The following is a 26,833-nucleotide window of genomic DNA, read 5'->3' as shown; positions in this document are numbered from 1 at the left end:
CCGACGACCTCACGGGTAGGCGGATGCCCACCCCGCGTGCCGTCGCGCCGCCGTAGGGTCGCCCTGTGCCCCGACTCGAGCTCGCCGATCTGCGCCGTCCGCTGAGACTGCTGCGGTCGCGCGCTCCGTGGACCGCGCTGGTCTATCTGGTTCTCGAGGCCGCGGCCGGAGTCGTCTCGATCGCGGTGTGGTTCACCGTTCTGCTCATCCCGCTGTGGCTGCTCTTCTGGCCGCGCCTCGAGCTGCACCTCCTCCCTCTGGCGGGGCGAACGGCCCCGGACGTCGCCCGTCGGCGAGGGGCGCTGCGCTGGCAGGACGTCGTGCTAGTGCTTCTCACGGCGGTCATGGCTGCGGCCATGTTCTTCGTCGTCGTCTTTGTGGTCGTCCTGCTCGGCATGCTCTTCGTCACCCCCTTCGCGGTTCTCAGCGGCCGGACGGTGACCGGCTGGAACGCGGACCAGATCCTGCCGTCCGTCCCTGCCGCGGTGATCGCACCGATCCTCGGCCTCGTCGTGCTGGGGGTCGTGCTGTGGGCGACGACCGCGCTCGCGTACGGCTGGTCGGGGCTGAGCCTCGCCCTTCTGCGCGATGAGGAGCGTCGGCTCGCGGCACAGATCGAAGCGCTCGGAGACATGACCGTGCAGCGGGACGACGTGGTGGCGATCGAACGGCGCACCCTCGAGCGAGACCTGCACGACGGCGCTCAGATGCATCTGAGCGCCGCCGGTATGCGTCTTGCCCTCCTGCAGCTCGATGCTGAGCAGCTGCTCGTCGGTCACGCCCGCGATCGCATGCTCACCGGACTCGAGGAGATCGGGGAGCAGCTGGATCTCGGAGGGCGGTCGGTCCGCGAAGCGGCGAGCGGTCTGGTAGCTCCTGTGCTCCGCGACGGTGGCCTCGAGCACGCGCTGCGGGAGCTCGCACGCGCCCTTCCGTTGGCGACGGAGCTGACATGCAACGTCCCGCGCCTGCCCGAAGAGCTGGAGCACAGCGTCCACCTCGTCGCGAGAGAAGGGCTGACGAACGTCGTGCGACACTCCGGAGCGAAGCAGGTCTGGATCCGCTGCGTCATATCCGGATCGACGCTGATCCTGGAGATCATCGACGACGGCCACGGTGGGGCCGAGCCCACGGGCACAGGATTGGTCGGCCTACAGGCGCGCGCCCGACGTCTCGGTGGGGCGGTCGAGCTCGAGAGTCCGGACGGCGGACCCACGTCCCTGCTACTGCACGTGCCCGCACCGCCAGAAGGAGGCGCATCGTGAGGATCCTGCTTGCAGAGGACGCTGCCCTGCTGCGCGACGGGCTGGTTGCGCTCCTGGAGAGAGCCGGACACGACGTCGTCGCCGCGGTCGCCACCGCGACCGAGCTCGCCGCCGAAGCCGCGGCGAGAATCCCTGCAGGCGCGGTGGACCTGGTGGTCACCGACGTTCGGATGCCGCCGGGCCACGGGGACGACGGGCTGCGGGCTGCACTGCTGATTCGTCAGGAGCATCCGACGATGCCGATCATCGTGCTGTCCCAGTACGTCGAGCAGAGGTATGCGAGTGCGTTGCTGGGAATCGCCAGGGACAGCGCGTCGACCAGGACCACGACCGCGGTCTCCGTCGCTACCGCGGGTCTGGGATATCTCCTCAAGGATCGGGTCTCGAAGGTCCATGACTTCCTCGAGGCGCTGGAGGTCGTGCACGGAGGCGGAGTCGTCGTCGATCCTCTCGTGGTCAACGCGCTGATGAGCCGAGAGACCAGCGCGCTCGAGATGCTCAGCAGCCGAGAGCTCGAGGTGCTCGAGCTGGTCTCCAGGGGAGAGACGAACGAGCAGATCTCCGAACGACTCCACCTCTCTCGAGGCGCGGTGGTCAAACATGTCAGCGCGGTGTTCGACAGGCTCGGCATCTCGGAGCTGGACGGGAACCGACGTGTCTTGGCGGTCATCGCCTTCCTCCGAGATCAGCCGCCGGAACGGTAGAGGACCCGGATGGCGCGAAGGATGGTCGACGTTGCCTCGCATCGCCTGTCATGACCCACCGATAGCCTTCCCCACGGCCCTCCTCCCCCGGTGACGCACGACGTCCCACCAGCGGCTCCGTCCGCACCCTTCCCCTGGTGAGGCCACGTCGACCAGCTCCGAGGAGGCCGGTGCCCATGATGGGCGGACACCATGCGATCAGCGGCACGGCCGCCTGGATGGCGCTGGCGGGCTCCGCCCCGGTGCTGGGGCGCGTCACCGGCTTCGACTTGTGGGGGCTCGGTCCCTCGCAGGTGATCGCCGGAGCCGTCGTCGCCACCGGCGCTGCGCTGCTGCCGGACATCGACCATCCCAGCGGGACGATCTCCCGCTCCGGCGGCGGACTCACCAAGGCACTCACCCGGGCTGTCAGCTCCGCGGCCGGGCATCGCGGGGCGACGCACACGCTCCTGGCGGTCGCGATCTTCACCGCCCTGGCGGTGGCCATCAATCGGCTCGACTGGCAGGTCGATCTGCCCGTCCTGGGCGAGATCCAGGCCGGCGCCGCACTGCTGGTCGCCGCGATGTGCGCGCTCGGCACCCGGGCCCTGAAGGTGGTCGAGGGACGGTGGCTGCCCTGGGCGGTGGGCCTCGCTGCGGGTCTGCTGGTCGCCGTCATCGCCCCGGATACCTCGTTCTGGCTCCCGGTCGCTGTCGCCGTCGGTGCGCTGACCCATCTCGTCGGCGATCTGCTCACCACCGACGGGATCCCTTTCCCCACCTGGCCGCTGACGGTGAAGCCGCCGAAGCACCTCGCCTCGGGCCTCTGGCAGCGCAGCGGGGACATCGCCCTGCCGCTGCTCGGAGATGCGGGCAGCGCCCGGGAGTGGCTGCTGTGCACGGCGCTGACCGTCTATGCCGCGATCACCGTGCTCGGCACCGTCGCCACGGCGCCCGGGATCCTGGCACCCTGAACCCGCTCCAGCGGGTCACCGCAGCACGGAGCTGAGCAGCAGGCTGGTCTCGCTGTTGACGACCCCGTCGATCGAACGGATGCGGCGCAGCACGTCGTCGAAGGCGGGCAGATCCGGGCAGGCGATCTCGGCGACCAGGTCCCAGCCGCCGTTGGTGGTGTGCAGGGCCTGGATCTCCGGGAAGCCGCGCAGATGGGTGATCACCCGATCGGTGCTGCGCCCCTCGACCTCGATGAACGAGGTGGCCCGCACGGTGGCGGTCTCGGCATAGTCCCGCACCCGCACCGTGAAGCCGACGATCACGCCCGCGGCGGTGAGCTTGTCGAGCCGGTTGGAGATCGTCGCCCGGGAGACCCCGAGCTGCGTGGCGAGGGTCGCGATCGGGGCACGGCCGTCCTTGCGCAGCGCCGCCAGCAGTCGTTCGTCGAGATCCGAGATGCGCTCCATGCACACAACGATAGATCGACGATGACATTCTGCGCAGCCGATGCGCACATCTTCCGCGATCTGGCTCTACCGCCTGCCATCTGCGAAATCTACGCTGAGAGCACCAGCGCCGGTGCATCCCGCGGCCGGCCCCGCACCCAGGAGGCACAGCGATGACGCAGCTGCTCGATGTCGCGAACATGTCCCGATGGATCCGGCGCGACGGCGCAGAGAAGATCCTCACGAGCATGACCGAGTACCTCGAGGCGGACTTCCGCCGCTGGGAACGCTTCGACAAGACCCCGCGGATCGCCAGCCACACGCCGCTGGGCGTGATCGAGCTGATGCCGACCTCCGACGGGGAGACCTACTCCTTCAAGTACGTCAACGGCCACCCCTCCAACCCCGCCCGCGGCTTCCAGACCGTCACCGCCTTCGGGGTGCTGGCCGACGTGGACAACGGCTACCCCACCTTCCTCGCGGAGATGACGCTGCTGACCGCGCTGCGCACCGCGGCGACGTCGGCCCTGGCGGCGAAGGCCCTGGCCCGTCCCGACTCGCGCACCCTCGCGCTGATCGGCGCCGGCTCGCAGTCCGAGTTCCAGGCCCTGGCCTTCCGCGGGGTGCTCGGCATCGAGGACCTGCGGGTCTTCGACATCGATCCCGCCGCGATCGCGAAGGTGCAGCGGAACCTCGAACCGCTCGGCTTCCGGGTCCGCGCCGCGACCTCCGTGGACGATGCGGTTCGCGGCGCCGACATCATCACCACCTGCACCGCGGACAAGGCGCGCAGCACCGTCCTGAAGGCCGCCCAGGTGCCCCCGGGCGTGCATATCAACGCCATCGGCGGCGACTGCCCCGGCAAGACGGAGCTCGACGCGGCGATCCTCGAGCAGGCGCAGGTGTTCGTCGAGTTCACGCCGCAGACCCGTATCGAGGGCGAGATCCAGCAGATGGACCCCGACTTCCCGGTCACCGAGCTGTGGCGGGTCCTCACCGGCACCGCGACCGGCCGCACGGCCGCCGGGGACATCACCGTCTTCGACTCCGTCGGCTTCGCGATCGCCGACTTCTCCGCGCTGCGCTGCGCGCGGGACGCGACCGCCGGCACCGACATGCAGTCCGCGGTGGACCTGGTGGCGGACCCCGACGACCCCAAGGACCTCTTCTCCCTGGTGGACGTCCTCGCCCCGGTGAGCTGACGATGGCCGGGCAGGCGCCGGCACACGTCGTCCTCGTCCGTCCCCACCGCTTCCATCCGAACCCGCTGACCGCGGCCGACAACGCCTTCCAGCACGACGTCACCGCCCCGAGCGGCGAGATCGCCCGCCGTGCTCGCGCGGAGGTCGACGGCCTCGCCGAGGTGCTCGTGGACGCCGGGGTCGAGGTCAGCGTCTTCGAGGACGAGGGGACCACGACCCCCGACAGCGTGTTCCCCAACAACTGGCTGTCCACGCACGAGGACGGCACCGTCGTGCTGTACCCGATGTGCGCGCCGAACCGTCGGGCGGAGCGTCGCGTCGATGTCGTCGCGCACCTGCGCGCGCACTTCTCGGTGCGCCGCGTCCTGGACCTGTCGGGGTACGAGGACCGGGCCCGCTTCCTCGAGGGGACCGGGGCGATGGTGCTGGACCACGTCGGGCGGATCGCCTACGCCTGCCGGTCCCAGCGGCTGGACCCGGAGCTGTTCGCCCTGGCGTGCGCCGAGCTGGGGTACAGCCCGCTGCTGATGGACGCCGCAGACCGGGACGGAATGCCCGTCTATCACACGAACGTGCTGATGAGCGTGGGGACCGACGTCGCGATCGTCGGCAGCGGGATGATCCGGGACCCCGGTCGGCGCGCGCGCGTGCTGGGATCGCTGCACGGCAGCGGCCGGGACGTCGTGGAGATCTCCGAGAGCCAGGTGCAGGGCTTCCTCGGCAACTGCCTCGAGGTCTCCGGCCGCGACGGGCCGGCCCTGGTGATGTCCGCGCGGGCGGCCGGGAACCTCTCCCCTGCCCAGCGTCGACGAATCGAGCGCTGCTGCCGGATCCTCACCGCCGCGGTGCCGACGATCGAGGCGGCCGGCGGCTCCGTGCGCTGCATGATCGCCGGGATCCACCTGCCCCTGGGCAAGGCTCCCGCCTCGACCGGGATGCCGAACCCCCGGATCACCGTCATGCCTCAGACCGTGTAGACGTGCACGGCGGCGCCGTCGCCCCGGTTCACTCCCGCGGCCGGCTGCCCTCGCTCGCGACGACCTCGGCCGGCTCGGCGGCCTGGACCTCGGTGCCGGTGGCGTGGCCGAGCTTGTCCATGACGTGGTAGATCAGCATGGCGGCGATCGTGCCCAGCGCGATGCCGGTGAGCTCGATGCCGCCGAAGGTCCAGGTGACGTTCGCGATCCCGACGACCAGGGCGACGCCCGCGGTGAACTGGTTCTTGGGGCGGGAGAAGTCGACCCTGCCGTCGACCCACATGCGCACGCCGACGATGCCGATCAGGCCGTACAGCACGAAGGTCACGCCGCCGAGGACACCCGGCGGGATGGTGAAGATCAGGGCACCGACCTTCGGGGACAGCGACAGCAGGATGGCGACGATGCCGGCCACCCAGTAGGCGGCAGTGGAGTAGACGCGGGTGGCGCTCATGACGCCGATGTTCTCGCCGTAGGTGGTGGTCGGCGAGCCGCCGAAGCCGGCAGAGAGCGCGGTGGCCAGGCCGTCGGAGGCCAGGGTGCGCCCCACCATGTGGTCGAGGTTCCGGTTGGTCATCAGCCCGACGCTGGTCACGTGGCCGACGTTCTCGGCCAGCAGCACCAGCACCACCGGCAGGAACATCACCACCAGGCCCGGGTCGAAGGTGGGGTGATGGAACTCGGGCAGCCCGATCCAGGCGGCGTCGGCGACCGGCGCGAAATCGACCTCTCCCCGCGCGACGGCCACGCCGTAGCCGATCAGCACCCCCAGCAGCACGGAGACGCGACCCAGCATCCCCTTGAACAGCGCGGTGCACAGCACCACGGCCAGCAGCGTCACCGTCGCGGTGACGGCGGACTGCTGGAAGTTCTCGTACGCCGTGGGGGCGAGGTTGAAACCGATCAGGGCGACGATCGAGCCCATCACCACCGGGGGCATGAGCACGGAGATCCAGCGGGTCCCCACCCGGGAGACGATCAGCCCCAAGGCGGCCAGCAGCAGCCCGGTGACCATCACCCCGCCGAGCGCGGCCCCCATCGAGTCCGCCTGGGTGGAGGCGGTGATGGGGGCGATGAAGGCGAAGGAGGAGCCGAGGTAGCTGGGCACCTTGTTCGCGGTGATGACCAGGAACAGCAGCGTGCCGATGCCGGAGAACAGCAGGGTGGTCGAGGGTGGGAAGCCGGTCAGCAGCGGCACCAGGAAGGTGGCGCCGAACATGGCGATCACGTGCTGGGCGCCGATGCCGATGGTCAGCGGCCAGGCCAGGCGCTCCTCGGGCAGGACGATCTCGTCGGCGGCGATGGTGCGGCCGTCGCCGTGCAGGCTCCAGCGGAAAATGGCTCTCCCAAGGGGGTGAGGAGGATCGGCCGCGGGCGGCCGGAGGGATCGGGCGGCCGATGGGTCAGCTGCCGGGGAAGGTCTTCTTGCGGGCGGTCTCCTCGGTGACGTCCGGCACCAGGGACAGCAGGGAGACGCTGTCGGCGTCGCGCGCGCGGAAGTCGGCGAACATGCGGGCGATGTCCGGGGCGCCGAACTCGTCGCGCACCGGGGCGGGGACGGTCAGCATCAGGGCTGCGGCGATGCCGATCACCAGGGCGGTGCCACCGGTGGCCAGGCCGGCTCCGGCGCCGGTGGCCAGCGAGTTCACGATCACGTCGAGGAAGCCGACGACGACGAGGATCAGCCCGGCGACGACGCCGTTGGCCCGGGCGATCACCGCGGGGCGGGACAGCAGCGAGGTGCGGGCGAACAGGGAGACGGCGACGAAGCAGATGCAGACGGCGGCGTCGACGAGGTGGAGGACGGGGCCGCCCGGGGTCTGCCCGGAGCTCGAGGAGATCGCGGCCAGCAGGTGCCAGAGCACGGCGGCGGTGTGCATCGCCGCGCTGAACTCGAAGGCCCGCACCGTGTAGACCAGCCAGTCCGTGCGGCGGAACGAGATCGGCATGGTGCGCACGAAGGACCGCGAGATCATCAGCCCGAAGGCGGCGAACAGGAAGGGCAGGTAGACGAAGTCGGTGGCGAAGCTCAGCGGTGCCGCGAACTGCAGCTCCAGCGTGTTGTCGGCGAGCGCCGCGAGGACCAGGCCGCCGGCGGCGCCGGTGGCGAAGACGAACCAGGAGCGTTCCCGGCGCAGGGCCGACAGCAGCACGACCGCCAGCAGCAGCGTGGAGGTCACGGCGTCGGCGAAGGTCATCAGCGAGTAGCCCCACCCGGTGGTCAGCAGCCTCCCGACCATCATCACGAGGGCCATCAGCAGCGCGGCGGCGGCCGCGATCCCGACGGCGACCAGGCCGATCCGGGCGATGCGTCGAGCGCGGGTGCGGGGCAGGTAGCCCTCGTGGGCGCGCGGCTCCATCCCGATCAGCGCGCCGAGCAGGAGCAGCGGGACGCCGACGCCGAGGCCGACGGGCGGACCCTCGGGCAGGGATGCGAACAGCACCGGCAGGGACTGCACGACGTCGTCGATGATCACACCGACGGCCACCAGCAGCGCCGGCGCCAACCCGAGCACGCGGACCGCGCGGATCGCGGTCAGCGGCGGCTGCTTCGGGATCCAGCGCAGCAGGTGCACGGCGACGAGCGCCGCCAGGCCCACGCCGATCGCGGCCTTGCCGATGCCGTCCACGAGCGCGCTGTGGGCGACCGTGAAGGTCGTGGTCATGGCCGTGGCCATGCAGATCAGCGCGAGCACGTCGCGCAGTGCGTCGAAGAGGCCGAGCTCTCGGAAGCGGTCCGGGAGCACGAACCCGTTGATACCGGCCGGCGGATCGTCGTCCTCGGCGTTGGGGGTGGTGCCGGAGCGGGCGTAGGCGAGATCGCGCGGGGTGCGCAGCGGCGCCGTGGTCGCGGGACCGGCCGCATCGGCGTCGGACGCGTCGGCGGTCCCGTCGGCCCCCGACCCGGACGTCGCGTCGTCGGCCTCCGGATCGATCGCCGGGATCGCGCCGGTGACCGCGTCGGGCTCGGAGCCGCCGCGCAGCTGCGCGGGATCGAGGCCCGAGAGGTCGTCGGTCTCGTGCCGGCCCGGCGGTCGGGCGGCCTCGGCGCGGCGCCGTGCGAGCAGCGGGGCGGAGTAGCGATCGAACTCGGCGCGGTCGGGCAGACGCTCCGTGGGAAGGGTGTGCGGGTCGTCGCTGGCGAAGATCCAGTCCGCATCCTGGTTCTCGTCGCGGGTGCGATCCCTGTCCATCAACCTTCTCTTCCGTGGTCCGTCATGCGCCGGGCCGTCGGGATCCCCCGGGGCCGCATGCACAGATGCGCTCTCGATCATAAGGACGCGAGGGCCGCTGCCCCCTGCGGCGCGCCGCAGGGGCCCCGGCGCAGCGGCGGAGACCACATGCACCGAACCGGAGCCCGGTGGCGGGCACCCGGTGCAGGGCTACAGGTGCAGGCGCTTGGCGAGCTCGTGGCGGGTCTCCGCGCCGCGGGCCAGCTGCAGCAGCACCAGCGCGGCGACGCTGAGCGCCCCGCACACGGCCGACGGCAGCGGCGTGGTCACCCAGCGCAGTCCGAGGAACACCAGCGGGGTCAGTCCCAGCAGCACCACCAGGCCGCTGTAGACGATGTGCTCGCCGACCTCCATCCGCATCAGGCGCACGATGATCATCAGCGCGAGCAGCGAGGAGGCGCACAGGATCGGCACCGCGTAGGTCAGCGACCAGGCGCTCCATCCCAGCAGGTAGTCCCAGTACACGCTGACCAGGCCGACCAGCACCACGAAGTACACCGTGGACTTGGCGAGATTGCGCCGTTTGTGCACCGCCATCAGCACCACCAGCCAGAGGCCGGCGATCGCCAGCCACACCGAGCGCAGCACGCCCAGGCCCGGCACCCCCGGGGTGATCAGCAGCTGCACGGCGAAGGAGGCGAGGACGACGCCGAGGGAGGTCAGCACCAGAGCGCGCAGCAGGCGGCGGCGGGAGAAGCGCAGCGGCACGGCGGGCAGGGGGCCGACGTCGGACCGCCCTGTCAGCGCCCCCGCGCACAGCGGGCAGCGGGCCCAGTCGCCCTCGACGTCGGCGTCGCAGTCGGCGCAGCGCCTCATGGCCCCGCCTCCCCCACCGCGGCGAGTTCGGCCTCGGTGGTGCGCGCCGCGGCGACGGAGACCTCGACGCCGGCGTCGGTGAGGATGCGGACGAACTCGCGGATGTGGTCGGTCTCGACGAACGGGGCGGTGAAGGAGATCGTCAGCACGCCGCCGTGGGAGACGACGGAGATCTGGGGCCGCACGGCGGAGACGTGGAACAGCAGCCGCTGCACGTGCGCGGCGGCCCGATCCGGCATCGTGACCCGGCCCAGGTTCGAGACCGCGACGGTCAGTCCTCGATTGTTCGCCCGGTTCACCTGGGACAGGATCATGTCCTTGAGCGGGCGCGGCACCACGCGCAGCAGGGGCGTGCGCTCCAAGCGGAGGAAGCGCCGCAGGTTGTGCTCCAGATGGTCCGCGGAGGCCTTGGTGCGGAAGTCGCGCTCCAGGACCCGGCAGATGTGCCCGAGGGAGTCGTCCCCCTCGCCGTAGGTGTGCTGGATGCGGGTGGTGGCGAAGAAGTTCCGCGCCGAGGTGGAGGGGAAGAACTGCCGCAGGTTCACCGGCACCGAGGCGGCGAGGGTGCGGGCGTGCCCCAGCCCGCCCGAGGAACGTCGGACCGCCTCGAACAGCACCGCGGTCAGGTACATGGTCAGGGCAGCGCCTTCGGCGCGGGCCAGGGACAGCACCGGGGCGACGGGCATCGTGAGCTCGACCAGGCGCGGACGGGAATCCGGTGTGCGGGTCCCGCGCATGTGGTGCACCGGGGTGTCCGGGGGCGTCGGCCGCTCCTCGCGGTCCTCGCTCTCGGCATCCTCGACGTCGACCGCGACGGTCAGCGGTGCCGGCGCGGCCTCGCGGCTGAAGGCGGCGCGCTCCGCCCACGCATCGGGCCGACGGCGGCGACGGCGGCGCTTGCGGAAGTAGTGGACGAAGTCGTCGGTGGTCAGGTGGTGGACGGGCTCCGCGTCCGCCGACCGGTCATCGACCGGCACGTCGGTCGGCGCGTCGGGCTCGTCGCCGCCGGGCTCGTCGCCGCCGGGTCCGTCACTGCCGGGCAGCGCGGGGTCGGGGAAGCGGCGCCGCACGTAGGCGGCCACCAGGTCGGTGAGGAACCACAGGGCACCGGTGCCGTCGGCGAGCGCGTGGAACACCTCGAGGCTGATCCGGCGATGGTGGTGCATGACCCGGAACAGCAGCGTGCGGCGGTCGGCCTGGTAGATCGGGGCGCAGGGCGCGGTCTCCTCGGCGATCACCTGCGGCCGCAGATCGCTGTCCTGGAGGTAGTACCAGAACACGCCGCGCCGCAGCACCGCGTGGTAGAGCCGGTAGCGCTCGTAGGTGGACTCCAGAGCCTCCTGCAGCAGCTGAGGGTCCACCTCGTGGTCCAGCTCGGCGCTGAGGCGGAACACCTTGGGGTCGACCTCGCTGCGGGCGGCCAGGAAGATGTTCGAGGCGTTGTCCAGCCGCACCCAGGCCTCACGGCTCATAACGGCTCCTCGAGGAACTCGTCGATCACCTCGTAGGCGTCCCGCAGGGATCTCGAGAAGCGCGGCAGGGTGATGAAGCCGTGCAGCGCCTCGGGCACGCGATGGATGCGCACCGCGGTGCCGGCTCCGGACAGGGCCTGGCCGTAGGCCTCCCCCTCGTCCCGCAGCAGGTCCAGCTCCGCGGTGATCACCAGGGTCCGCGGCTGTGCGGTGAGGTCGCCCGCCATCAGCGGGGAGACGCGGGGATCCTTCCGGTGCTCGGGGTCGGGGACGTACATCTCCATGTAGTCCTGGACCTCGGTGGAGGTCAGGCGGTAGTCGGCGCCGTGCTCGCGCACCGAGGCGAACGGAGTGGTGGCCGGGTCGTGGTCCCAGTGGGTCACCGGGTAGAGCAGGATCTGCCGGCGCACCCCGACGTGTCCGCGCTCGCGCAGCAGCAGGGACACGGCGGCGGCGAGGTTGCCGCCGGCGGAGTCTCCGACCAGCACGATCCGGCCGGGATCGACGAGTCCTGCGCGTCCGGGCTCGTCCAGCAGCAGGCGCACCACCTGGTAGCAGTCCTCGAGGCCCGCCGGGAAGGGGTGCTCCGGGGCCAGTCGGTAGTCGACCGAGACGACGACGCATCCGGTGAGGTCCGCCATCGTGGCGCAGGCCGGGGTGTAGCTCTCGATGTCGCCGGTGACCCAGCCGCCGCCGTGGAAGAACGCCAGCACGTCCTCGCGCCGCTTCTCGCGGGGTTGGAAGACCCGCACCGGCACGTGGCTGCCGGGATCGCCGGGGACGGTGCGCCAGGAGGCGGCGCGGTACCTCGTGCGCGGGAGCGCGGTGAGGTGACGCTGGAGGCGGCGGACCTTCTGGTAGTCCTCGCGCATGTTCAACCGCGGCGCGGCGAACGCCTTCAGCAGCGGCCGCAGCAGAGGTCTCACGCGCTCACGGCCGGCGTCGTCGGGGCGGGGCGATCCATCGGCCCAGCATAGACGGGAGGCAGGGGTGCCGACGCGCGGGTCGTGCCGAGGGAGCGGGCCGTGCCGACGAGGCAGGCCGCGGCGGCGGACCCGCCGTCAGCGCAGCTCGCGCTTCTCGGCGGCGAAGCGCACCGCGGGCCCGATCTCGAGCCGGCCCGCCCCCATCTCGATCACGGGGCCGATCAGCAGGCGGTGGGTGGCGGCATCGACGGCCTGCTCCACGCGGATCGCGAAGTGGGCGAGCGTGCCCGGGAGGATCGCGTCCCCATCGGTCGTGCGTGTGATCTCGACGCCGCTGAAGAGACCGATCAGCGGTGTGCCGGGGGTGCCGAAGCGGTCGGCCAGGTGCTGCTGGTCCGCGGCCAGGACGCTGAGGCAGAAGTGCCCGGACTCCTCGGCGGCCTCGGCGATGCGGGACATCCCGTACAGGGCCACGAGCATCGTGGGCGGGTCGTAGGAGAGATCGAGATAGGAGTCGACGGTGACGGCGACGTCGTGGCTGCCCTGCCGGGTGCTCACGACCGCGAGCCCCGCCGCGATCAGGTCGCTGAGACGGCGATACTCGACGTCGTCCACGGGCGGAGTCTCATCGACGGGCGGAGTCTCCACGCCGGTCGGGGTCTCATCGGCGGACGGGGCCTGCGGCACCGAAGGATTCTGCGGCACGACCGCGTCCTGCGGCACGCCGGTGTTCTGCGGCACGGCTCAGCGAGCCGTGGGGAACATGCGGGCGCGGGCCGCGTCGGAGCCGACGACCTCCTTGCCGAAGGGGAAGCAGGTGACGGGGATGAGCTTGATGTTCGCCCAGGCCAGCGGGATGCCGATGATCGTGATGGCCTGCGCGACGGCGGTGACGATGTGGCCGATGGCCAGCCACCAGCCGGCGATGAGGAACCAGAGCACGTTGCCCAGCGCGCTCCCGACGCCGCCGCGGTGGGTGTCGACCACCTCGCGGCCGAAGGGCCAGATCACGAAGCCCGCGATCCGGAACGACGCCAGGCCGAAGGGGATCGTCACGACGAAGATGCAGGCGATGATCCCGGCGAGCACGTAGCCCAGGAACAGGGACCATCCCGCGGTGAGCAGCCAGATGATGTTCAGGATCAGGGCGAGAAGGGAACGCATGCCGCCAGCCTAGGCATGACGGCCGGTGCCCGGCCAGGGGGTCAGCCCCCGGGCGAGGTACGGGGAACCGCACCGCGGAACCCGAGCGCGACCGAGGAGACCCCTCCACGCCGCCGAGGGGTTCCGGACGTCACACTCGATCCGCCCCGGACGTCACACTCGATCCGCCCCCGCCGACGCGACTACCCTGGTCGCATGCCTGCTCCCGAGATCGCGCTGACCGAGCGCTTCCAATCCGCCTTCGCCTCCGCCTTCGGGCCCGAGTACGCCGATGCGGATCCGATCATCCGACCGTCCCAGTTCGCGGACTTCCAGTGCAACGCGGCGATGGGTCTGGCGAAGCGCCTGGGGCGGAAGCCGCGCGACATCGCCGCGGACATCCTGGCGGCCGTGGACCTGGGCGGCATCGCCGAGACCCCCGAGATCGCGGGTCCGGGGTTCCTGAACATCCGCCTGCGCACGGAATGGATCGCCGAGCAGGCCGGGCAGCTGGCTGCGGATCCGCGGCTCGGCGCGCCCGTCCCGGAGCACGCGGACACCGTGGTCATCGACTACTCGGCACCGAACGTCGCCAAGGAGATGCACGTCGGCCACCTGCGCACCACCGTGGTGGGCGACTCGATCGCCCGCACCCTGGAGAAGCTCGGCCACAGCGTGATCCGGCAGAACCACATCGGCGACTGGGGCACGCCCTTCGGCATGCTCATCGAGCACCTCCTCGAGGTGGGCGAGGACAGCGCCGAGGCGGAGCTGCTGAAGACGGATCCGAACGCCTTCTACCAGGCGGCGCGAGCGACGTTCGACGCCGGCGGCGACTTCGCCGACCGGGCCCGCAAGCGGGTCGCGACCCTGCAGTCCGGCGACGCCGAGTCCCTGCGGATCTGGACCCAGCTGGTGGAGCTGTCCAAGCAGTACTTCCACCGCATCTACGACATGCTCGGCGTGACGCTGACCGATGCGGATCTCGCGGGCGAGTCCACCTACAACGACCAGCTCGAGACCGTCTGCAGGGATCTGGAGGCCGATGGCATCGCGACGATCTCCGACGGTGCCCTGTGCGTCTTCCCGGAGGGATTCACGGGACGCGACGAGCAGCCGCTGCCGCTGATCATCCGCAAGTCCGACGGCGGCTACGGCTACGCCACCACGGATCTCGCCGCGGTGCGCCATCGGGTGGGCGACCTCGGCGCGGACCGCATCGCCTATGTCGTCGGCTCCGCGCAGGAGCTGCACTTCCAGATGGTCTTCACGGCCTCCCGCGAGGCGGGCTGGCTGCCGGCCGAGGTCGACGCCCAGCACGTGAAGATCGGCTCCGTGCTCGGTGAGGACGGCAAGATCCTGCGCACCCGCTCCGGGGCCTCCCTGCGGCTGATGGCCCTGCTCGAGGAGGCCGTCGCGACGGCCCGCACCGTGATCGACGAGCTGCGCCCCGACCTCCCCGAGAGCGAACGGGTGCAGATCGCCCACGACATCGGCATCGGGGCCGTGAAGTACGCGGACCTCTCGACCGCGCACGACTCGGACTACACCTTCGACCTCGACCGGATGCTGGCCCTGACCGGCAACACGGCCCCGTACCTGCAGTACGCGGTGGCCCGGATCCGCTCCATCTCCCGCAAGGCCGAGGCGCAGGGCATCGTCGCGTCCGCGTCCCCGCGGGTCGAGAACGACGCCGAGAGGGCGCTGGCCCTGCAGCTGCTGGATTTCGGGCCGACGCTCGCCGCCGTGGGCGCCGCCTACGAGCCGCACCGGCTGTGCGCGTACCTGTTCTCCCTGGCGCAGGCGTTCACCGGTTTCTACGACGCCTCCCCGATCCTCCAGGAGTCCGACGAGCAGCTGCGCTCGGGGCGACTGGCCCTCGCGCAGCTGACCGAGACGGTCCTGGTCGAAGGGCTCGACGCGCTCGGGGTGAACGCCCCGCAGCAGATGTGACGGCGCGGGGCGCGAGGCTCTGCGCCGCTCGCGCCCCGGATGTCCGTTATCTCCATCCTCGTGACCACTTCGTGCCGCGTTGTTACCCAACCGTGCCCGTACCCAGGGAAAATCCTCTGGTTCGCTCGGCGAAGGCTTTCTAGCCTGGGTGCGTGCCTGCGATCAGAACCGCCCATGTCGCCCTCTGGGTGGCGTACGCCGTTCTGGTCGCGGTCCACGTCGGGTCCTTGCTGACGGACGCGGAGCTGCTGCAGCGGATCACCCAGCCGATGTTCGCGCCGCTGCTGATCGCGGTGGTGCTGACCGCGGTCCCCCGCCGCACGCGGACCAGCGTCCTGATGGTGCTGGGGCTGCTGTTCGCCTGGGCGGGCGACACCCTCGCCGGGCTCGCCTCGCAGTCCGGGCAGCTGATCGCCGTGCTCAGCTTCCTGGCCGCCCTGGTCTGCTATTCGGCGGCGCTGGCGCCGCTGTGGAACCGCAGCCGCGACCCGCTGCGCATCGCCCTGGCCATCCCCTACGGCGGCGTCGTGATCGGGTTGTTCGTGGCCTGCGCGGACGGCGCCGGCCCGATGCTGCCCGCGGTGGCCGCATACGCGGTGGCGCTGGCGACCATGGCGTTCCTGTCGGCCGGTGGGAACGGCATGACCTGGACGGGTGGGACGCTGTTCCTGCTGTCCAGCTCGATGCTGGCGATGGACTGGTTCCTGCCCGGCGCCTCGATCGCGTACAGCGGCGTGTGGGTGATGATGACCTACACGGTCGGCCACGCCCTGCTGATCGCCGGCATGGTCCGCACCCTGCCCGCGCGGCGCTGGACATCGCGCGCCCCGGCCGCCGCGCTGGTGATCGTCGAGAACTGATCGACGGACCGCGACCGCGAGGCACGCGCCCGCTCACGCCCGCTCGAAGACCCTCTCGATGAGGTCGGCCTGTTCGCGGTGGACGCGCTCGATGTCCTCCCCCTTGCGCACGAGCAGCTGCAGGCCCAGCCGGCCGCTGATCTCGCGATAGTCCAGATCCACCCCGTTCTCCTCGAGCTGCAGCTTCGCCACGCGCACGTCGGAGAGGAACAGGTCCCGCGTCCCCACGCTCAGATGCACCGGCGGCAGCCCTTCGAGGCTCGCGTTGATGGGCGAGAGATCGGGGTCGTCCAGGGAGGTGCGGCCGGCGTAGCGGCGGGCCGCGTCGCGCAGCAGGCGCCGCTCGTGGACCGGGTCGGCCTGATCGGTCTCGGTGATCCCCGCGTTGGACAGCTCGAGGTCCAACCAGGGGGACATGGCGATCAGCGCGGCGGGCGCGGGGACGTCGGTGCCGCGCAGGCGGCGGGCGACGGAGAAGGCGAGCCCTCCCCCGGCGTGCTGGCCGGCCAGCACCCACGGCTGGTCGCCGAGGCGTCCGTCGGCCACGAGGGCCGTCAGGACGGCCTCGGAGTCATCGAGCGCGACAGGGTGCTGGTGGTCCGGGGCGTTGCGGTAGTCGACCATCAGTCCCGCACAGCCGCGGGCGTCGGCCTGGCGGGACAGCCAGGCCCAGTCGCTGGCGAAGGGACCGGAGACGTAGGCGCCGCCGTGGAGGAAGACGATCAGCCCGCGGTCGGCGTGGTGGCGGTCGAGCCAGACGGTCCGCGTGCGGCCGATCATCTCGTTCTCGACGGCGTGGGACCTCTGCACGTGGCTGGGCGGCTGTGGGCTGCGGGCCTCCCGCAGCGCCTGATGGGTCAGGGTCGAGGGAAGGGGGATCCGGCGCACGGCCCGTGCTCCCGTGACCACTGCCTCGCGGACGCGACCCATGACTGCCTCCTACCTGCGACCCGAGGGTCGCTTCGCTGCGGATGCCTCCAGCGTAACGAACCGGGCTGGGACGCCGCGCCCCCAGCGCGCGCCGATATCCTTTTGGTCATGACGACGTCCCATGATCCGACCGGACCGCTCCTGGTGCTCGCCGCGATGGCGGAGGAAGCCGCCGCGGTGACCTCCCGCCTCGAAGGGCCGGAACCTCTGTGGACGCCCTTCGCCGACGGGGTCACCGCCGTGCGCGGCACGCTCGCCGGATGCGAGAGCGTCGTGGTGACCACGGGCATCGGCATCGCCGCCGCGACCGCGGCAGCCACCTGGGGCATCCTCGCCCACCGCCCGCGGGTCGTGATCGCCGCCGGCTCCTGCGGAGGACTCGCGGCAGACGTGGAGGTGGGCACGCTGATCGTCGGGGACGCCTTCACCTACTCGATCGCCGACGCCACGGCCTTCGGCTACGCCCCCGGGCAGGTTCCCGGAGGCCCGGAGCGCTTCCTCGCCGAGGACGCGTGGGCCGCCGCCGCCGAGGACGCGGCGGGACGCGCTGCCGGTCCGACGGTGCCCGGCGGCGCGCAGGGGCCGGGTCACCGACGCGGACTCATGCTCTCCGGGGACGCCTTCGTGACCGCCGCGATCGCGGAGCCCATGCGGGAGCGGTTCCCCGCCGCGCTGAGCGCCGACATGGAGACCACCGCGAGCGCGCGCACCGCTGCCGCCCTGGGCGTGCCGTTCGTGGCCCTGCGGGCGGTCTCGGATCTGTGCGGCCCGGCGGCCGGACAGCAGTTCCACCTCGAGCTCGACCTGGTCTCGGAGACCTCGGCCCGCGCCGTCGAGGAGTTCGCCCGCTCCCTCGCCGCCTGAGCGGACGGCCGCCTCAGCGTGCGGCGGCGTGCAGGATCTCGGTGCCGTCCACGAGCGCTCGGACGTTCTGGCGGATCCGCTCGTCGGCCCCGACCGGGCGACCGCCGGCCCCGTGCGGGGTGATCAGCAGGCGCGGTGCGTCCCACAGCGGGTCCGCCTCCGGCAGCGGCTCGGGGTCGGTGACGTCGATCCCGGCGCTGCCGAGCGTGCCCGCCTCGAGCGCCTCGCGCAGGGCGACCTGGTCCACCGTGGCACCGCGGCCGACGTTGATCAGGACGGCGTGATCGGGCAGGGCGGCCAGCGCCTCGCGGCCGACGGCTCCGGCGGTCGCCTCGGTGGCCGGGAGGATGTCGATGAGCACGTCGACCTCCCCCAGGGCGTCCAGCACGTCGGACTCGGCGATCACCTCGTAGCCGTCGCGGGTGCCGGCGCTGCGGGCGACGCCGCGCACCTCGGCGCCCAGCGCCGTCAGCGTCGGGGCGAGGGTCCGTCCGATCTGCCCGAACCCCCAGATCAGCACCGTCGCTCCGATCAGCGAGGTGATCCGGCCCTCGGGGTGCAGCGGCTGCAGGCCACCGAGCTCGGAGGACCACTCGTGGCGGGCCTGCGCCTCGCGGGCCTCGGGCAGGCGGCGCAGCAGGCTCAGCAGCAGCGCGAGCGCGTGCTCGCTCACGGTCAGCGAGTGCAGTCCGGCGCCCGCGGCGATCGTGATGTCCGAGCGGAAGCCGCCGGCGAGGATCCCGTCGACCCCGGCCGACAGCGACTGCACCAGGCGCAGCCGGTCCAGGTTCTCGGCGGCGGACGCGAGATGCCGGCGGGAGGCGCCCCAGACCACCAGGACGTCGGCGTCGTGATGCGCGGCGGGGATCTCGGCACGGGCGTCGACGGTGACGGCCTCCCAGCCCTCCGGCAGGGCGGGGTCCAGCGGCATGGTGTCAGGGAGCAGGATCTTCATGGCCCCAGGCTACGGCGGGACCGACGTCGGCGGGCAGGATGCCCACCGCCCGGGCGCCGCTGACCGATCAGGCACGGTCCGATACGATCGCGACCATGCGATCTGGCTCCGGAGCGTCCGTGACGACCCTCGGCAGAGCACTCGGCGACGCCGTGCACGTCCTGCGCACCGTGTCCCGGCGCACGGAGCGTCGGGTGCGGCGCACCGCGATCGCGAGGCCGCTGTCCCCCGGCGGGTTCCTCGGCGCCTCGATGACCACGTGGATCTCGACGTCGCCGAGCCTGCTGCCGCGCACCTGGTGGATGTGGACCACCAACTTCGGGCTCTCGCAGATCTACGGCTACGCCACCGGGGTGGTCGCGGAGAAGGTGGTCCGTCGGGTCATGGACACCCTGGGGCTCGAGGTGGACATCGCCGAGGACCGGCAGGAGCGGGCGCGCTGGGTCGGCGCCGGGGCCCTGCTGAGCATCTCGGCCTACTCCTGGGTGCGCGGGGTGCTGCGGCAGCGGGAGATCAGCCATCTCGTCCAGGCCGAGCCCAAGAACCTCTCCACCCATGTGGTCGGCACGGTCGGCGGCGTCTCCGCATCGCTCGGCGCGCTGGCGGTGGTGCGCGGCGTGATCGCCACCGCGCACCTGTACCGGGCGCTACTGCGGCCCTATCTCCCGCGCCGGGCGGTCGGCGCCGTCTCCCTGGTCCTGACCGTCGCGACCGTCACCGTGCTCGCCGAGCGCCTGCTGCGCGGCCAGGTGCTGGAGCAGATGCTCGAGCGGGCCGAGGCCGCGAACCGGCTGATCTCCCCGGACGTGCCGCGGCCGAGCTCACCGCTGCGCTCCGGCAGCCCTGATTCCCTGGAGACCTGGCAGTCGCTCGGCGCCCCCGGCCGCAAGATCGTCTCCTCCGGGCCGACGCCGGAGACGATCGCGGCCGCCACCGGCGAGAGGGCGATCGAGCCGATCCGGGTGTATGCGGGCAAATCCACCTCCCGCACCCTCGAGCAGACCGTGGAGGCGGTGCTGGCGGAGCTGGACCGCACCGGCGCCTGGGACCGGGACGTGCTGGTGCTGTTCACCGGGACCGGCACCGGCTGGCTGCAGGAATGGTCGCTGTCCGCGATCGAGTTCCTCACCGGCGGGAACTGCGCCACCGCCTCGTTGCAGTACTCGGTCTACTCCAGCGCCCTGAGCTTCCTGGCGGACCGCCGCACCCCGCGGCGAGCGGGGCACCTGCTGTTCGATGCGGTGCGGCGGCGCCTGGATGCGATGCCCGACGGGTCCCGGCCGCGCCTGTTCGTCGCCGGGGAGTCGCTGGGCTCCTTCGGCGGGCAGGCGGCGTTCCGGGATCTGCAGGAGATGCTCACGTCGGTCGACGGGGCGGTGTGGACGGGCACACCGAGCTTCGCCCCGCTGTGGCGGGAGCTCGCCGCCCGCAGCCGGGACGGTGCTCCCGCGATCGCCCCGATCCTCGAGCACGGGCGCCACGTCCGCGTGGTCACGCGTCCCCGCGACCTGGAGCGCAACTACTTCGGCGGGCTGTACGAGCCGTGGCAGCACCCGCGGGTGGTCTACGCCCAGCACCCCTCGGATCCCGTCGCCTGGTGGCGGCCCTCACTGATGTGGGAGGAGCCGGCCTGGCTGCGCCAGCGCGTGGGGCACGATGTCACGCCGGCGATCCGCTGGTTCCCCTGGATCACGTTCTGGCAGCTCGCGGCGGACATGCCGCTGTCGATCAGCGTCACCGGCGGCCACGGGCACGCCTATCACGAGGAGATGGTGCCGATCTGGGCCTCCGTGCTCGGACAGGACGGGCCGGATCCGCACACGCGACGCAACCGTCACGGGGCGATCGTGAAGGCCATCCGCGCGTCCGACCCCAGAGCCTAGGGCTTCGCGCCGGTGGCGACCGGGCGGGCGGGGTCGGCGCTCCACTGCGACCAGGAGCCGGGGAACAGCCGCACCCGGTCGAAGCCCGCGCGCTGCAGGGCGAGGACGTCGTGCGCGGCGGTCACCCCGGAGCCGCAGTAGACGATCGCCTCCTGCTCGCCTCCCACGCCGGCGGCCTCGAAGCGTCCGCGCAGCTCCTCGGGGGTGAGGAAGGTGCCGTCCTCGCCCAGGTTGCCGGTGAAGGGCAGGTTCACGGCCCCGGGGATGTGGCCGGCGCGAGGGTCGACGGGCTCGACCTCGCCGCGGTAGCGCTCGGGAGCGCGGGCGTCGATGACCAGGGAGCTCCCGGAGGCGACCTCGTCGGCCGTGGCGATCTGCGTGGCCGGCCACGCCCGGGCGGGCACGTCGCCCTCCGTCGGCCGCACCTCGTCGGTGGCGAGCTCCCCGTCCCAGGCCGCGAGTCCCCCGTCGAGCACGGCGGCGTCGTGGCCGAGCGCACGCAGCATCCACACCAGACGCCCGGCCGGCGCTCCGGTGGTGTCGTCATAGGCGACCACGCGGGATCCGGCGGTGACGCCGGCGCGGCGCAGCGAGGCGGCGAAGTCCTCGGGGGCGGGCAACGGGTGGCGCCCGGCGTCGGCACGGGCGGGGGCCGCCAGCTCGGTGTCGAGGTCGACGTAGACCGCGCCGGGCAGGTGCCCCGCGAGGTAGGTGCGATGGCTCTTCGAACCGTCCAGGGCCCAGCGCACGTCCAGCAGGTGGAGCGCGCCCTCGCCGGCGGACGGGGCGGTCTCGAGCAGCTCGCGGAGCTGGGCGACGTCGATGATCGGGGCGAGCGCGGTAGGGGGCATGACCGGAATCCTACGCGCCGCGGGTCGCACCCGGCGAGACCCGGGAGGGCAGATCAGGGCGTGATCTGCAGGTCCGCACGCACCAGGCGGTGGTCCGAGGTGGGGAACGGGTCCTCACCGGTCAGCTCGCCGCCCGGGGTGCCCTGCTCGGGCCAGTAGACGGCGGAGGACGCTACCTGGAGCTCCTTGGCGGGCAGGACGTAGTCCACCCGCAGATTCCCGGGGGCGTCGTCCGCGAAGTCCGCGGTGTCGTAGCGGGCCTCTCCGGTGTGCTCGGCGTTCGCCCCGCCCTGGAGCTCGGCGGCCTCGACGGCACCCGCGCTGGTCGGCTTGGTGTCGCGGATGCGGGGATGGTGCAGCAGCTGGTCGATCGCTCCCGGCCAGGAGTCGCCGTCGACGGGATCGGAGTTGTAGTCGCCGAGGACCACGAAGGGTTCGCTGGGGGCGAGCCCGCCCCGCGTGCCGGCGTCGTCGACGATCCACTGCGAGCGGCGACCGGGGCTGAGGTAGTCGGCCCACAGGCGGATCTCGTCGCTGTTGCGGCGCTGATTTCGCTTCTCCGGCCCATCGAAGCTGGGCGGCGTGGGGTGGGCGGCGAGCACGTGCAGCGTGGCGGTGCCGATCTGCACCGGGACGTCCCAGTGCGACTTCGAGCTCAGGCGCAGCGCGGCGGCGGCCTCGGCGCTGTAGAACTCTGTGGGCAGCAGGTTGCTGGGCATGTCCGCCCAGCGCAGCTTCTGGAAGGTGCGCACCTGCTCGGTGAGGATCGGGTGGCGGGAGAAGACGACCATCCCGTACTGGCCGGGGAACTCGCCGAAGCCCCAGGCGTCGCCCGGGCCGCCGACGGTGCCGTCGCCGTCGAGGTCGAGCTCGCTGGGCACCCCGGTGTTGACGGGGGCGCTGAAGGCGTAGGGGTAGTAGACGGGGGTGCGCCCGTTCTGGCCGACCTCGAGGTAGTTGCGGCGGAAGAGCTCGATCCCGGCGCCGTCCTCGTCGTGATCGAACTCATTGAGCAGGATGACGTCGGGGTTGTTGATCTGGATGACCTCGGCGACCGCGCGGACCTGCTCGTCCTGACCGGATTCGAGATCGCGCAGCAGCTCGCCCTCCTCGGGGCGGTTCAGCGACACGTTGAACGTGGCCACGCGCAGGTTCTCGAACGGTCCGCCCCGGTAGGCCGGGTTCGGCTCGGCGTGGGCGGCGGCGGGCAGGCCGAGACCTGCGGCGGCGGCGACCGCGAGCGCGCGGCGGCGGCTGAAGATCGAGGGCATGGTCTCCATTGTGCAGGATTCAGCCACCGCTCGACAAACGGGACACGGCCCTTTGTGAACGTTCCCAGAGGTGATGCGAGACTGGGGATATGAGAATCGCGTTCCTGGGCACCGGCCGCATGGGCACCGAACTGGCCCTCCACCTGATCCCCGACCACCAGCTGACCGTGTGGAACCGCACGAGCGAGCGCACTGCGCGTCTCGCCGAGGCGGGCGCGAAGGTCGCCTCCAGCCCGGCTCAGGCGGTGGACGGCGCCGAGCTGATCATCACCTCGCTGTTCGGCCCGGAGGCCGTGCGCGAGAGCGTGATCGCACCCGGAATCATCCCCCGCGGCGTCCCGTGGGTCGACACCACCACCGTCTCCCCCGCCGACGCCGACGAGTTCGCCGCCGCGGTCCCCACCTACGTCGGCGTGCCGGTGGTCGGCTCGCTGGGTCCGGCCCGCGCCGGTGCGCTCGGCGTGTACGTCGGCACCCCGGACGAGGCTCGACGCGCCCTGGTGCTGGACCTGGTGGCCCCGTGGGCCGATCCGGAGCGTCTGCACGGCGTGGACTCCGGCCGCCGGGCCGCCACCGGCAAGCTGCTGGCGAATCTGGCCCTCGCGGTCAGCGCGCAGGGACTGCGCGAAGCGCTCGCGCTCGGCGAATCCGCCGGGGCCTCGGCCGAGGAGACCCTCGGGATGCTCGGCGGCACCGGCCTCGCCTTCATCGCCGGGATGAAGGGGCCGTTCGTGCGCGGCGAGCGCAGCACCGACGGCGGCGACTTCACGGCCGACGCGATCGCCAAGGACGCCTATCTGATGATCGACACGGTCGACGCGTCCGCCGACGACGCCGGCCCCCGTCCCGGTACGGATCTGCCCGCGCTGCGCGCAGCTCTGGCCTCGCTGGACGCCGAGATCGCGGCCGGGCACGGGGACGACGACTTCTCCACGATCCTGCTGGAGGAGGCCGAGCACACCGGGGAGTAACGTGACGCGGGACACCCCTGGCCCCCACCGAGGAGCTCCCATGAGCAACCCCGTCCCCCGCCGCACCCTTTTCGCCGCCGGCGCCGCGGCCACCGCGACCGTCGGCCTCGTCCCTGCCGCCCTCGCGGCTCCCCCGTCCGAGCGCTCGGCGACCTTCACCCTCGATGCCGAGGTCCTCGACGGCGGGGAGCAGGTGGTGTCGGTGACGATCGATGCCTCCCGCCGGGGCGGTCTGCCCACCGGCGAGCTGCCCGTCCCCACCTTCACCGTGCATGCGCGCGGCACCAACCCGCTGACCGGGAAGGTCGCCTTCGACCTCGATCGTCCGGTGACCGCCGCGCACGCGGACCACCGGGGCCGCATCACCCTCGCCCTCGAGCACGGCGACGGCGTCGACGGCGCGACCACCCTGGACTGGATGGGCGACGCCTCGCGCAACGTGCAGCTCGACCTCGAGTACACGATCACCCAGAACGCCCCGCTGCCCACTCGCAGCAGCGTGCACGGGACCATCGCCTCGTTCACGCAGGGTGAGCTCGTGAACCCCGAGGTCGACGCGTTCACCGCCCACGTCGCGGCCTCCGGGACCAATTACCGGCTGTTCAGCCCGCCGCAGCGGGGACGGTCCGACGAGCTCCCGCTGGTGGTGTGGCTGCACGGCGGCGGGGAGGGCGGCTTCACCGCGGACGGCACGACCTACTACGACAACGAGACGCAGCTGCGGGCTAACCGCGGCGCGCTCGGCGTGGCCACCGAGGCCGCCCAGGAGCTCTTCGGCGGCGCGTACGTGGTGGCCCCGCAGTGCCCGTCGGCCTGGATGCTCGACGGCCCCGCCTTCGAGCCCCTGATCGACGAGATCATCGAGGAGGTCGCCGCCGACCATCCGATCGACCGCGACCGGATCCACGTCACCGGGTGCAGCAACGGCGGATACATGACCTTGAAGATGGTGGTGGAGAATCCGGGCGTCTACGCCTCCGCGGTCCCGATCTGCGGGGTGGTCCAGGAGTACTACGACTCCCCCGGGCCGCTGATCTCCGATGCGGAGCTGCGGGAGATCGCCGTCCCGACCTGGCTGATCGCCTCGGCCGACGACGGCACCGTGGATCCGCAGGCCAACACGGTCCACGCCCACGAGCTGATCGAGGGATCGATCATGTCGTTGTACGAGACCGTGACCTGGGAAGACGTGCAGTATCCCGGGCACTTCTCCTGGATCTACGCGGCCCGCAACGATCCCGCCCACGACGGGCAGAGCCTGTGGGAGTGGATGAGCGCGCAGGAGCTCTGAGCGGGCAAGCGGCCAGGGTCAGGGGCCGGGCCCACCTCTCACTCCACCGAGATGCGACGGACCCGCTGGAGGTGATCGGTGGAGTTCTCGCTGGCCATGGTGCGCGACTTCTGACGGTTGTTGCTGCCGACCTTGCGGTCGCCGCTGCGGAGGTTGCCGACGGCGACGTCGGTGTCGCGCTCGAAATGGTGGCGCTTGTCGGTATTGCGGTAGTACCGGTAGATGCCGCCGTAGACGGCCGCGAACACCGCCGGCCCGGCGATGAAGGGGAACGCGATGCCGATGGCCCCGTCGCCGGAGTCGGCCAGCAGCATCGGGGTGACCGGGTCAGCGGCCAGCTCAGCCAGCAGGGGGAACATCGTCCACGCTCCGTTCGTCGTCTCGCCGGATCATCACCGTCGGCCTCCTCATCATCCCGCCAGGAACCAGCCGAAGCCGACCACGGCGCCGATCACGGCGGCCACCGAACCCGCTGCGCAGGCCGCCGCGAAGATCTTGGGGTGGGAGACGGGCACCGAGCCCATCGTGTTGCCGTTACGGGCGTTGACCGCGATGTAGTGGACCAGCGAGCCCTCGCCCTGGGCGGAGTCGGCGTAGCTGTACAGCCACACCGGCACGTACACGGCGACCCAGCGGGTGCCGTGCACGGCCACGCCCTCCTCCGTCCAGCGCACGCCGCGGTCGTACTGGCTGATCGTCGGCAGCGCCTTGGCGCGGGCGATCGCCAGGAACTTGTCCTCCACCTCGTCGTCGACGTCGCGGATGTTGAGGTCACGGCGCTCGGAGGTGAAGTTCTTGAGGTAGTTGGAGTTGTACGCGACGGCGTTCTCGACGTCGTAGGGCCGCACAGCGCCGAGGATGTTGTTGGTCGCCTGCGTGCTGTCGTGGATGTCGAAGCGCTGCGCGGACTCGACCGTGAGGTCGTCGACCAGCAGATCGAAGGCCCGCTGGACCGAGAAGACGTCCGCGTCGTAGAAGGTCTCCGACCGGGCGTTGTCCCCGCTGCCGGTGCGCACCGTGTACTGCCGGGTGGTCAGCTCGCCGCGGCCGGCGAGGACGGCATGCATGTTGCCGTCGACCACCAGGTACGGGATGTACACGCCCATCACGTTGTCGGGCACGAACTCCTGCTTGAAGCGTCCCTGGGCGAAGGCCTTGCGCTTGCCGGCGAAGGCGTCGATCCGCTCGACGGCCTCCTCGCGGGTGAGCTGGAAGGGCAGCACCGCATCCGGCACCGCGCCGTTGGGGATCTGGGAGTTCACCGACAGGGTCTGGCGGCACCAGTGGCAGCGGGCCTGCAGCTCCTGGTCCACGTTGATCACGATCTCCGCACCGCAGCCCTGGCACTTCAGGGTCATCACCGTGAGGTCCTCGCGGACATCGGCCGTGCCGGAGGCCATGGTGGCGCCGCGCAGATCCGCGATCGAGGAATCGAGCCCGAAGGCCTCCTCCGCGTTCTCCTCGTTCCACGCGTGGCGGCAGTAGGCGCACACCAGAGCCTTCTGGGTGAGCGAGTACTGGATGTCCGTGCTGCCGCACCGCGGGCACTTGCTCAGCCCGTCGGCCTTGCCCGAGCTGGTGTCGATGATGCGTTCGCTGGAGTGCTTCTGCGCGGCCTGCGCCGCCCCGTCGACGGACTCGTCGCCGAGCATCTGCGGCTGCTGACCCGCGGCCTGCTGCGGGGGCCTGCCCTGCCCGGCCCCGCCCTGGGCGCCCGGCCACTCGGGCAGGGAACCGGGGGCGGCGCTCCCACCGCCGGGCGCGGCGAAGCGCCCGTCGTCAGAGGCGGCCGACGGGCCGGACTGTGCCGGCTGATCGCCCTGCGGCGCTCGGTCGGGGTCGGGCGGCCGCGCCCATGGCGCGTCCTCGGGAGGCTGGGACATGTCT

At 71.9% G+C, this 26,833-nt stretch carries 25 protein-coding genes; 11 read left to right on the top strand and 14 right to left on the bottom strand.

Annotated elements, in window-relative coordinates:
• The first annotated feature begins 65 nt into the window (after positions 1-65).
• The 3 genes from JOF44_RS16730 (at position 66) to JOF44_RS16720 (ending at position 2,922) form a co-directional block, all read left to right on the top strand.
• The gene (locus JOF44_RS16730; RefSeq protein WP_209894054.1) at positions 66-1,265 is read left to right on the top strand and encodes a sensor histidine kinase; all 1,200 of its coding nucleotides are present in this window, start codon (positions 66-68) and stop codon (positions 1,263-1,265) included.
• Entirely contained in the window at positions 1,262-1,969 is a 708-nt protein-coding gene (locus tag JOF44_RS16725; protein ID WP_209894051.1) for a response regulator transcription factor, read from the top strand. Before JOF44_RS16730 ends, JOF44_RS16725 begins: the two co-directional genes overlap by 4 nt.
• A gap of 176 nt (positions 1,970-2,145) precedes the next feature.
• Positions 2,146-2,922, top strand: a complete 777-nt coding sequence (locus JOF44_RS16720; protein WP_209894048.1) for a metal-dependent hydrolase — start codon at positions 2,146-2,148, stop codon at positions 2,920-2,922.
• 15 nt (positions 2,923-2,937) lie between these two features.
• Here the strand turns inward: JOF44_RS16720 and JOF44_RS16715 are convergent, their stop codons facing one another.
• Positions 2,938-3,369 (bottom strand): Lrp/AsnC family transcriptional regulator, encoded by a 432-nt coding sequence (locus tag JOF44_RS16715; RefSeq protein WP_209894045.1) that lies wholly within the window; start codon positions 3,367-3,369, stop codon positions 2,938-2,940.
• Between the two features lie 152 nt (positions 3,370-3,521).
• Here JOF44_RS16715 and JOF44_RS16710 point away from each other — a divergent pair, with 152 nt between their 5' ends.
• Positions 3,522-4,550, top strand: coding sequence for an ornithine cyclodeaminase (locus tag JOF44_RS16710; protein ID WP_209894043.1), 1,029 nt, complete (start codon positions 3,522-3,524; stop codon positions 4,548-4,550).
• Positions 4,551-4,552: 2 nt separating this feature from the next.
• Positions 4,553-5,527 (top strand): citrulline utilization hydrolase CtlX, encoded by a 975-nt coding sequence (gene ctlX / locus JOF44_RS16705; protein WP_209894040.1) that lies wholly within the window; start codon positions 4,553-4,555, stop codon positions 5,525-5,527.
• Positions 5,528-5,555: 28 nt separating this feature from the next.
• On the opposite strand, the gene JOF44_RS16700 is transcribed toward ctlX, so the two are convergent.
• The 7 genes from JOF44_RS16700 to JOF44_RS16670 form a co-directional block, all read right to left on the bottom strand.
• Entirely contained in the window at positions 5,556-6,866 is a 1,311-nt protein-coding gene (locus JOF44_RS16700; protein ID WP_209896148.1) for a uracil-xanthine permease family protein, read from the bottom strand.
• Positions 6,867-6,930: 64 nt separating this feature from the next.
• Positions 6,931-8,721, bottom strand: a complete 1,791-nt coding sequence (locus tag JOF44_RS16695) for a DUF7937 domain-containing protein (protein ID WP_209894038.1) — start codon at positions 8,719-8,721, stop codon at positions 6,931-6,933.
• 189 nt (positions 8,722-8,910) lie between these two features.
• Positions 8,911-9,576: a DUF6320 domain-containing protein gene (locus JOF44_RS16690; protein ID WP_209894035.1), complete on the bottom strand. Its 666-nt coding sequence runs from the start codon at positions 9,574-9,576 to the stop codon at positions 8,911-8,913.
• On the bottom strand, positions 9,573-11,048 hold the full coding sequence (locus tag JOF44_RS16685) for an alcohol acetyltransferase (RefSeq protein ID WP_209894033.1): 1,476 nt from the start codon (positions 11,046-11,048) through the stop codon (positions 9,573-9,575). The genes JOF44_RS16690 and JOF44_RS16685 overlap by 4 nt, the downstream gene beginning before the upstream one ends.
• Positions 11,045-11,974, bottom strand: coding sequence for an alpha/beta hydrolase (locus JOF44_RS16680; RefSeq protein WP_342591818.1), 930 nt, complete (start codon positions 11,972-11,974; stop codon positions 11,045-11,047). Before JOF44_RS16680 ends, JOF44_RS16685 begins: the two co-directional genes overlap by 4 nt.
• 135 nt (positions 11,975-12,109) lie before the next feature.
• Positions 12,110-12,679: a flavin reductase family protein gene (locus tag JOF44_RS16675; RefSeq protein ID WP_301472747.1), complete on the bottom strand. Its 570-nt coding sequence runs from the start codon at positions 12,677-12,679 to the stop codon at positions 12,110-12,112.
• A gap of 39 nt (positions 12,680-12,718) precedes the next feature.
• Positions 12,719-13,138, bottom strand: coding sequence for a YccF domain-containing protein (locus JOF44_RS16670; RefSeq protein WP_209894030.1), 420 nt, complete (start codon positions 13,136-13,138; stop codon positions 12,719-12,721).
• A gap of 195 nt (positions 13,139-13,333) precedes the next feature.
• On the opposite strand from JOF44_RS16670, the gene argS reads away from it, so the two are divergent.
• Positions 13,334-15,070, top strand: coding sequence for an arginine--tRNA ligase (gene argS / locus JOF44_RS16665; protein WP_209894026.1), 1,737 nt, complete (start codon positions 13,334-13,336; stop codon positions 15,068-15,070).
• 152 nt (positions 15,071-15,222) lie between these two features.
• Entirely contained in the window at positions 15,223-15,930 is a 708-nt protein-coding gene (locus JOF44_RS16660; protein ID WP_209894023.1) for a lysoplasmalogenase family protein, read from the top strand.
• Positions 15,931-15,963: 33 nt separating this feature from the next.
• Here JOF44_RS16660 and JOF44_RS16655 read toward each other — a convergent pair whose 3' ends face one another.
• On the bottom strand, positions 15,964-16,860 hold the full coding sequence (locus tag JOF44_RS16655; RefSeq protein ID WP_209894020.1) for an alpha/beta hydrolase fold domain-containing protein: 897 nt from the start codon (positions 16,858-16,860) through the stop codon (positions 15,964-15,966).
• A gap of 108 nt (positions 16,861-16,968) precedes the next feature.
• Here JOF44_RS16655 and mtnN point away from each other — a divergent pair, with 108 nt between their 5' ends.
• Positions 16,969-17,724 carry a 5'-methylthioadenosine/S-adenosylhomocysteine nucleosidase gene (gene mtnN / locus JOF44_RS16650; protein WP_209894017.1) on the top strand — a complete coding sequence of 252 codons (756 nt, stop codon included), beginning with the start codon at positions 16,969-16,971 and terminating at the stop codon, positions 17,722-17,724.
• Positions 17,725-17,737: 13 nt separating this feature from the next.
• Here the strand turns inward: mtnN and JOF44_RS16645 are convergent, their stop codons facing one another.
• Complete coding sequence (locus JOF44_RS16645) at positions 17,738-18,679, bottom strand: NAD(P)-dependent oxidoreductase (RefSeq protein WP_209894003.1); 942 nt, start codon at positions 18,677-18,679, stop codon at positions 17,738-17,740.
• 95 nt (positions 18,680-18,774) lie between these two features.
• Between JOF44_RS16645 and JOF44_RS16640 the strand changes: the two genes are divergently transcribed.
• Positions 18,775-20,562: an alpha/beta hydrolase gene (locus JOF44_RS16640; RefSeq protein ID WP_209894000.1), complete on the top strand. Its 1,788-nt coding sequence runs from the start codon at positions 18,775-18,777 to the stop codon at positions 20,560-20,562.
• Here the strand turns inward: JOF44_RS16640 and JOF44_RS16635 are convergent.
• Positions 20,559-21,413: a sulfurtransferase gene (locus JOF44_RS16635; protein ID WP_209893997.1), complete on the bottom strand. Its 855-nt coding sequence runs from the start codon at positions 21,411-21,413 to the stop codon at positions 20,559-20,561. The genes JOF44_RS16640 and JOF44_RS16635 overlap by 4 nt on opposite strands.
• Positions 21,414-21,466: 53 nt before the next feature.
• On the bottom strand, positions 21,467-22,684 hold the full coding sequence (locus tag JOF44_RS16630; RefSeq protein ID WP_209893994.1) for an endonuclease/exonuclease/phosphatase family protein: 1,218 nt from the start codon (positions 22,682-22,684) through the stop codon (positions 21,467-21,469).
• An 89-nt stretch (positions 22,685-22,773) separates the two neighbouring features.
• Between JOF44_RS16630 and JOF44_RS16625 the strand changes: the two genes are divergently transcribed.
• Both JOF44_RS16625 and JOF44_RS16620 read left to right on the top strand, forming a co-directional pair.
• Entirely contained in the window at positions 22,774-23,655 is an 882-nt protein-coding gene (locus tag JOF44_RS16625) for an NAD(P)-dependent oxidoreductase (protein WP_209893991.1), read from the top strand.
• 40 nt (positions 23,656-23,695) lie between these two features.
• Positions 23,696-24,946, top strand: a complete 1,251-nt coding sequence (locus JOF44_RS16620) for a prolyl oligopeptidase family serine peptidase (RefSeq protein ID WP_209893988.1) — start codon at positions 23,696-23,698, stop codon at positions 24,944-24,946.
• Between the two features lie 38 nt (positions 24,947-24,984).
• Here JOF44_RS16620 and JOF44_RS16615 read toward each other — a convergent pair whose 3' ends face one another.
• Together JOF44_RS16615 and JOF44_RS16610 are read right to left on the bottom strand one after the other, a co-directional pair.
• Positions 24,985-25,305 carry a hypothetical protein gene (locus JOF44_RS16615; protein WP_209893985.1) on the bottom strand — a complete coding sequence of 107 codons (321 nt, stop codon included), beginning with the start codon at positions 25,303-25,305 and terminating at the stop codon, positions 24,985-24,987.
• A 51-nt stretch (positions 25,306-25,356) separates the two neighbouring features.
• Complete coding sequence (locus JOF44_RS16610) at positions 25,357-26,829, bottom strand: TFIIB-type zinc ribbon-containing protein (protein ID WP_245348987.1); 1,473 nt, start codon at positions 26,827-26,829, stop codon at positions 25,357-25,359.
• Positions 26,830-26,833: the final 4 nt, after the last annotated feature.

Origin of the sequence: Brachybacterium fresconis, from assembly GCF_017876515.1 — a bacterium.
Lineage (GTDB): Bacteria > Actinomycetota > Actinomycetes > Actinomycetales > Dermabacteraceae > Brachybacterium > Brachybacterium fresconis.
Note: the sequence above shows the minus strand (reverse complement) of the source record. Positions and strands in the feature narration are given on the sequence as shown.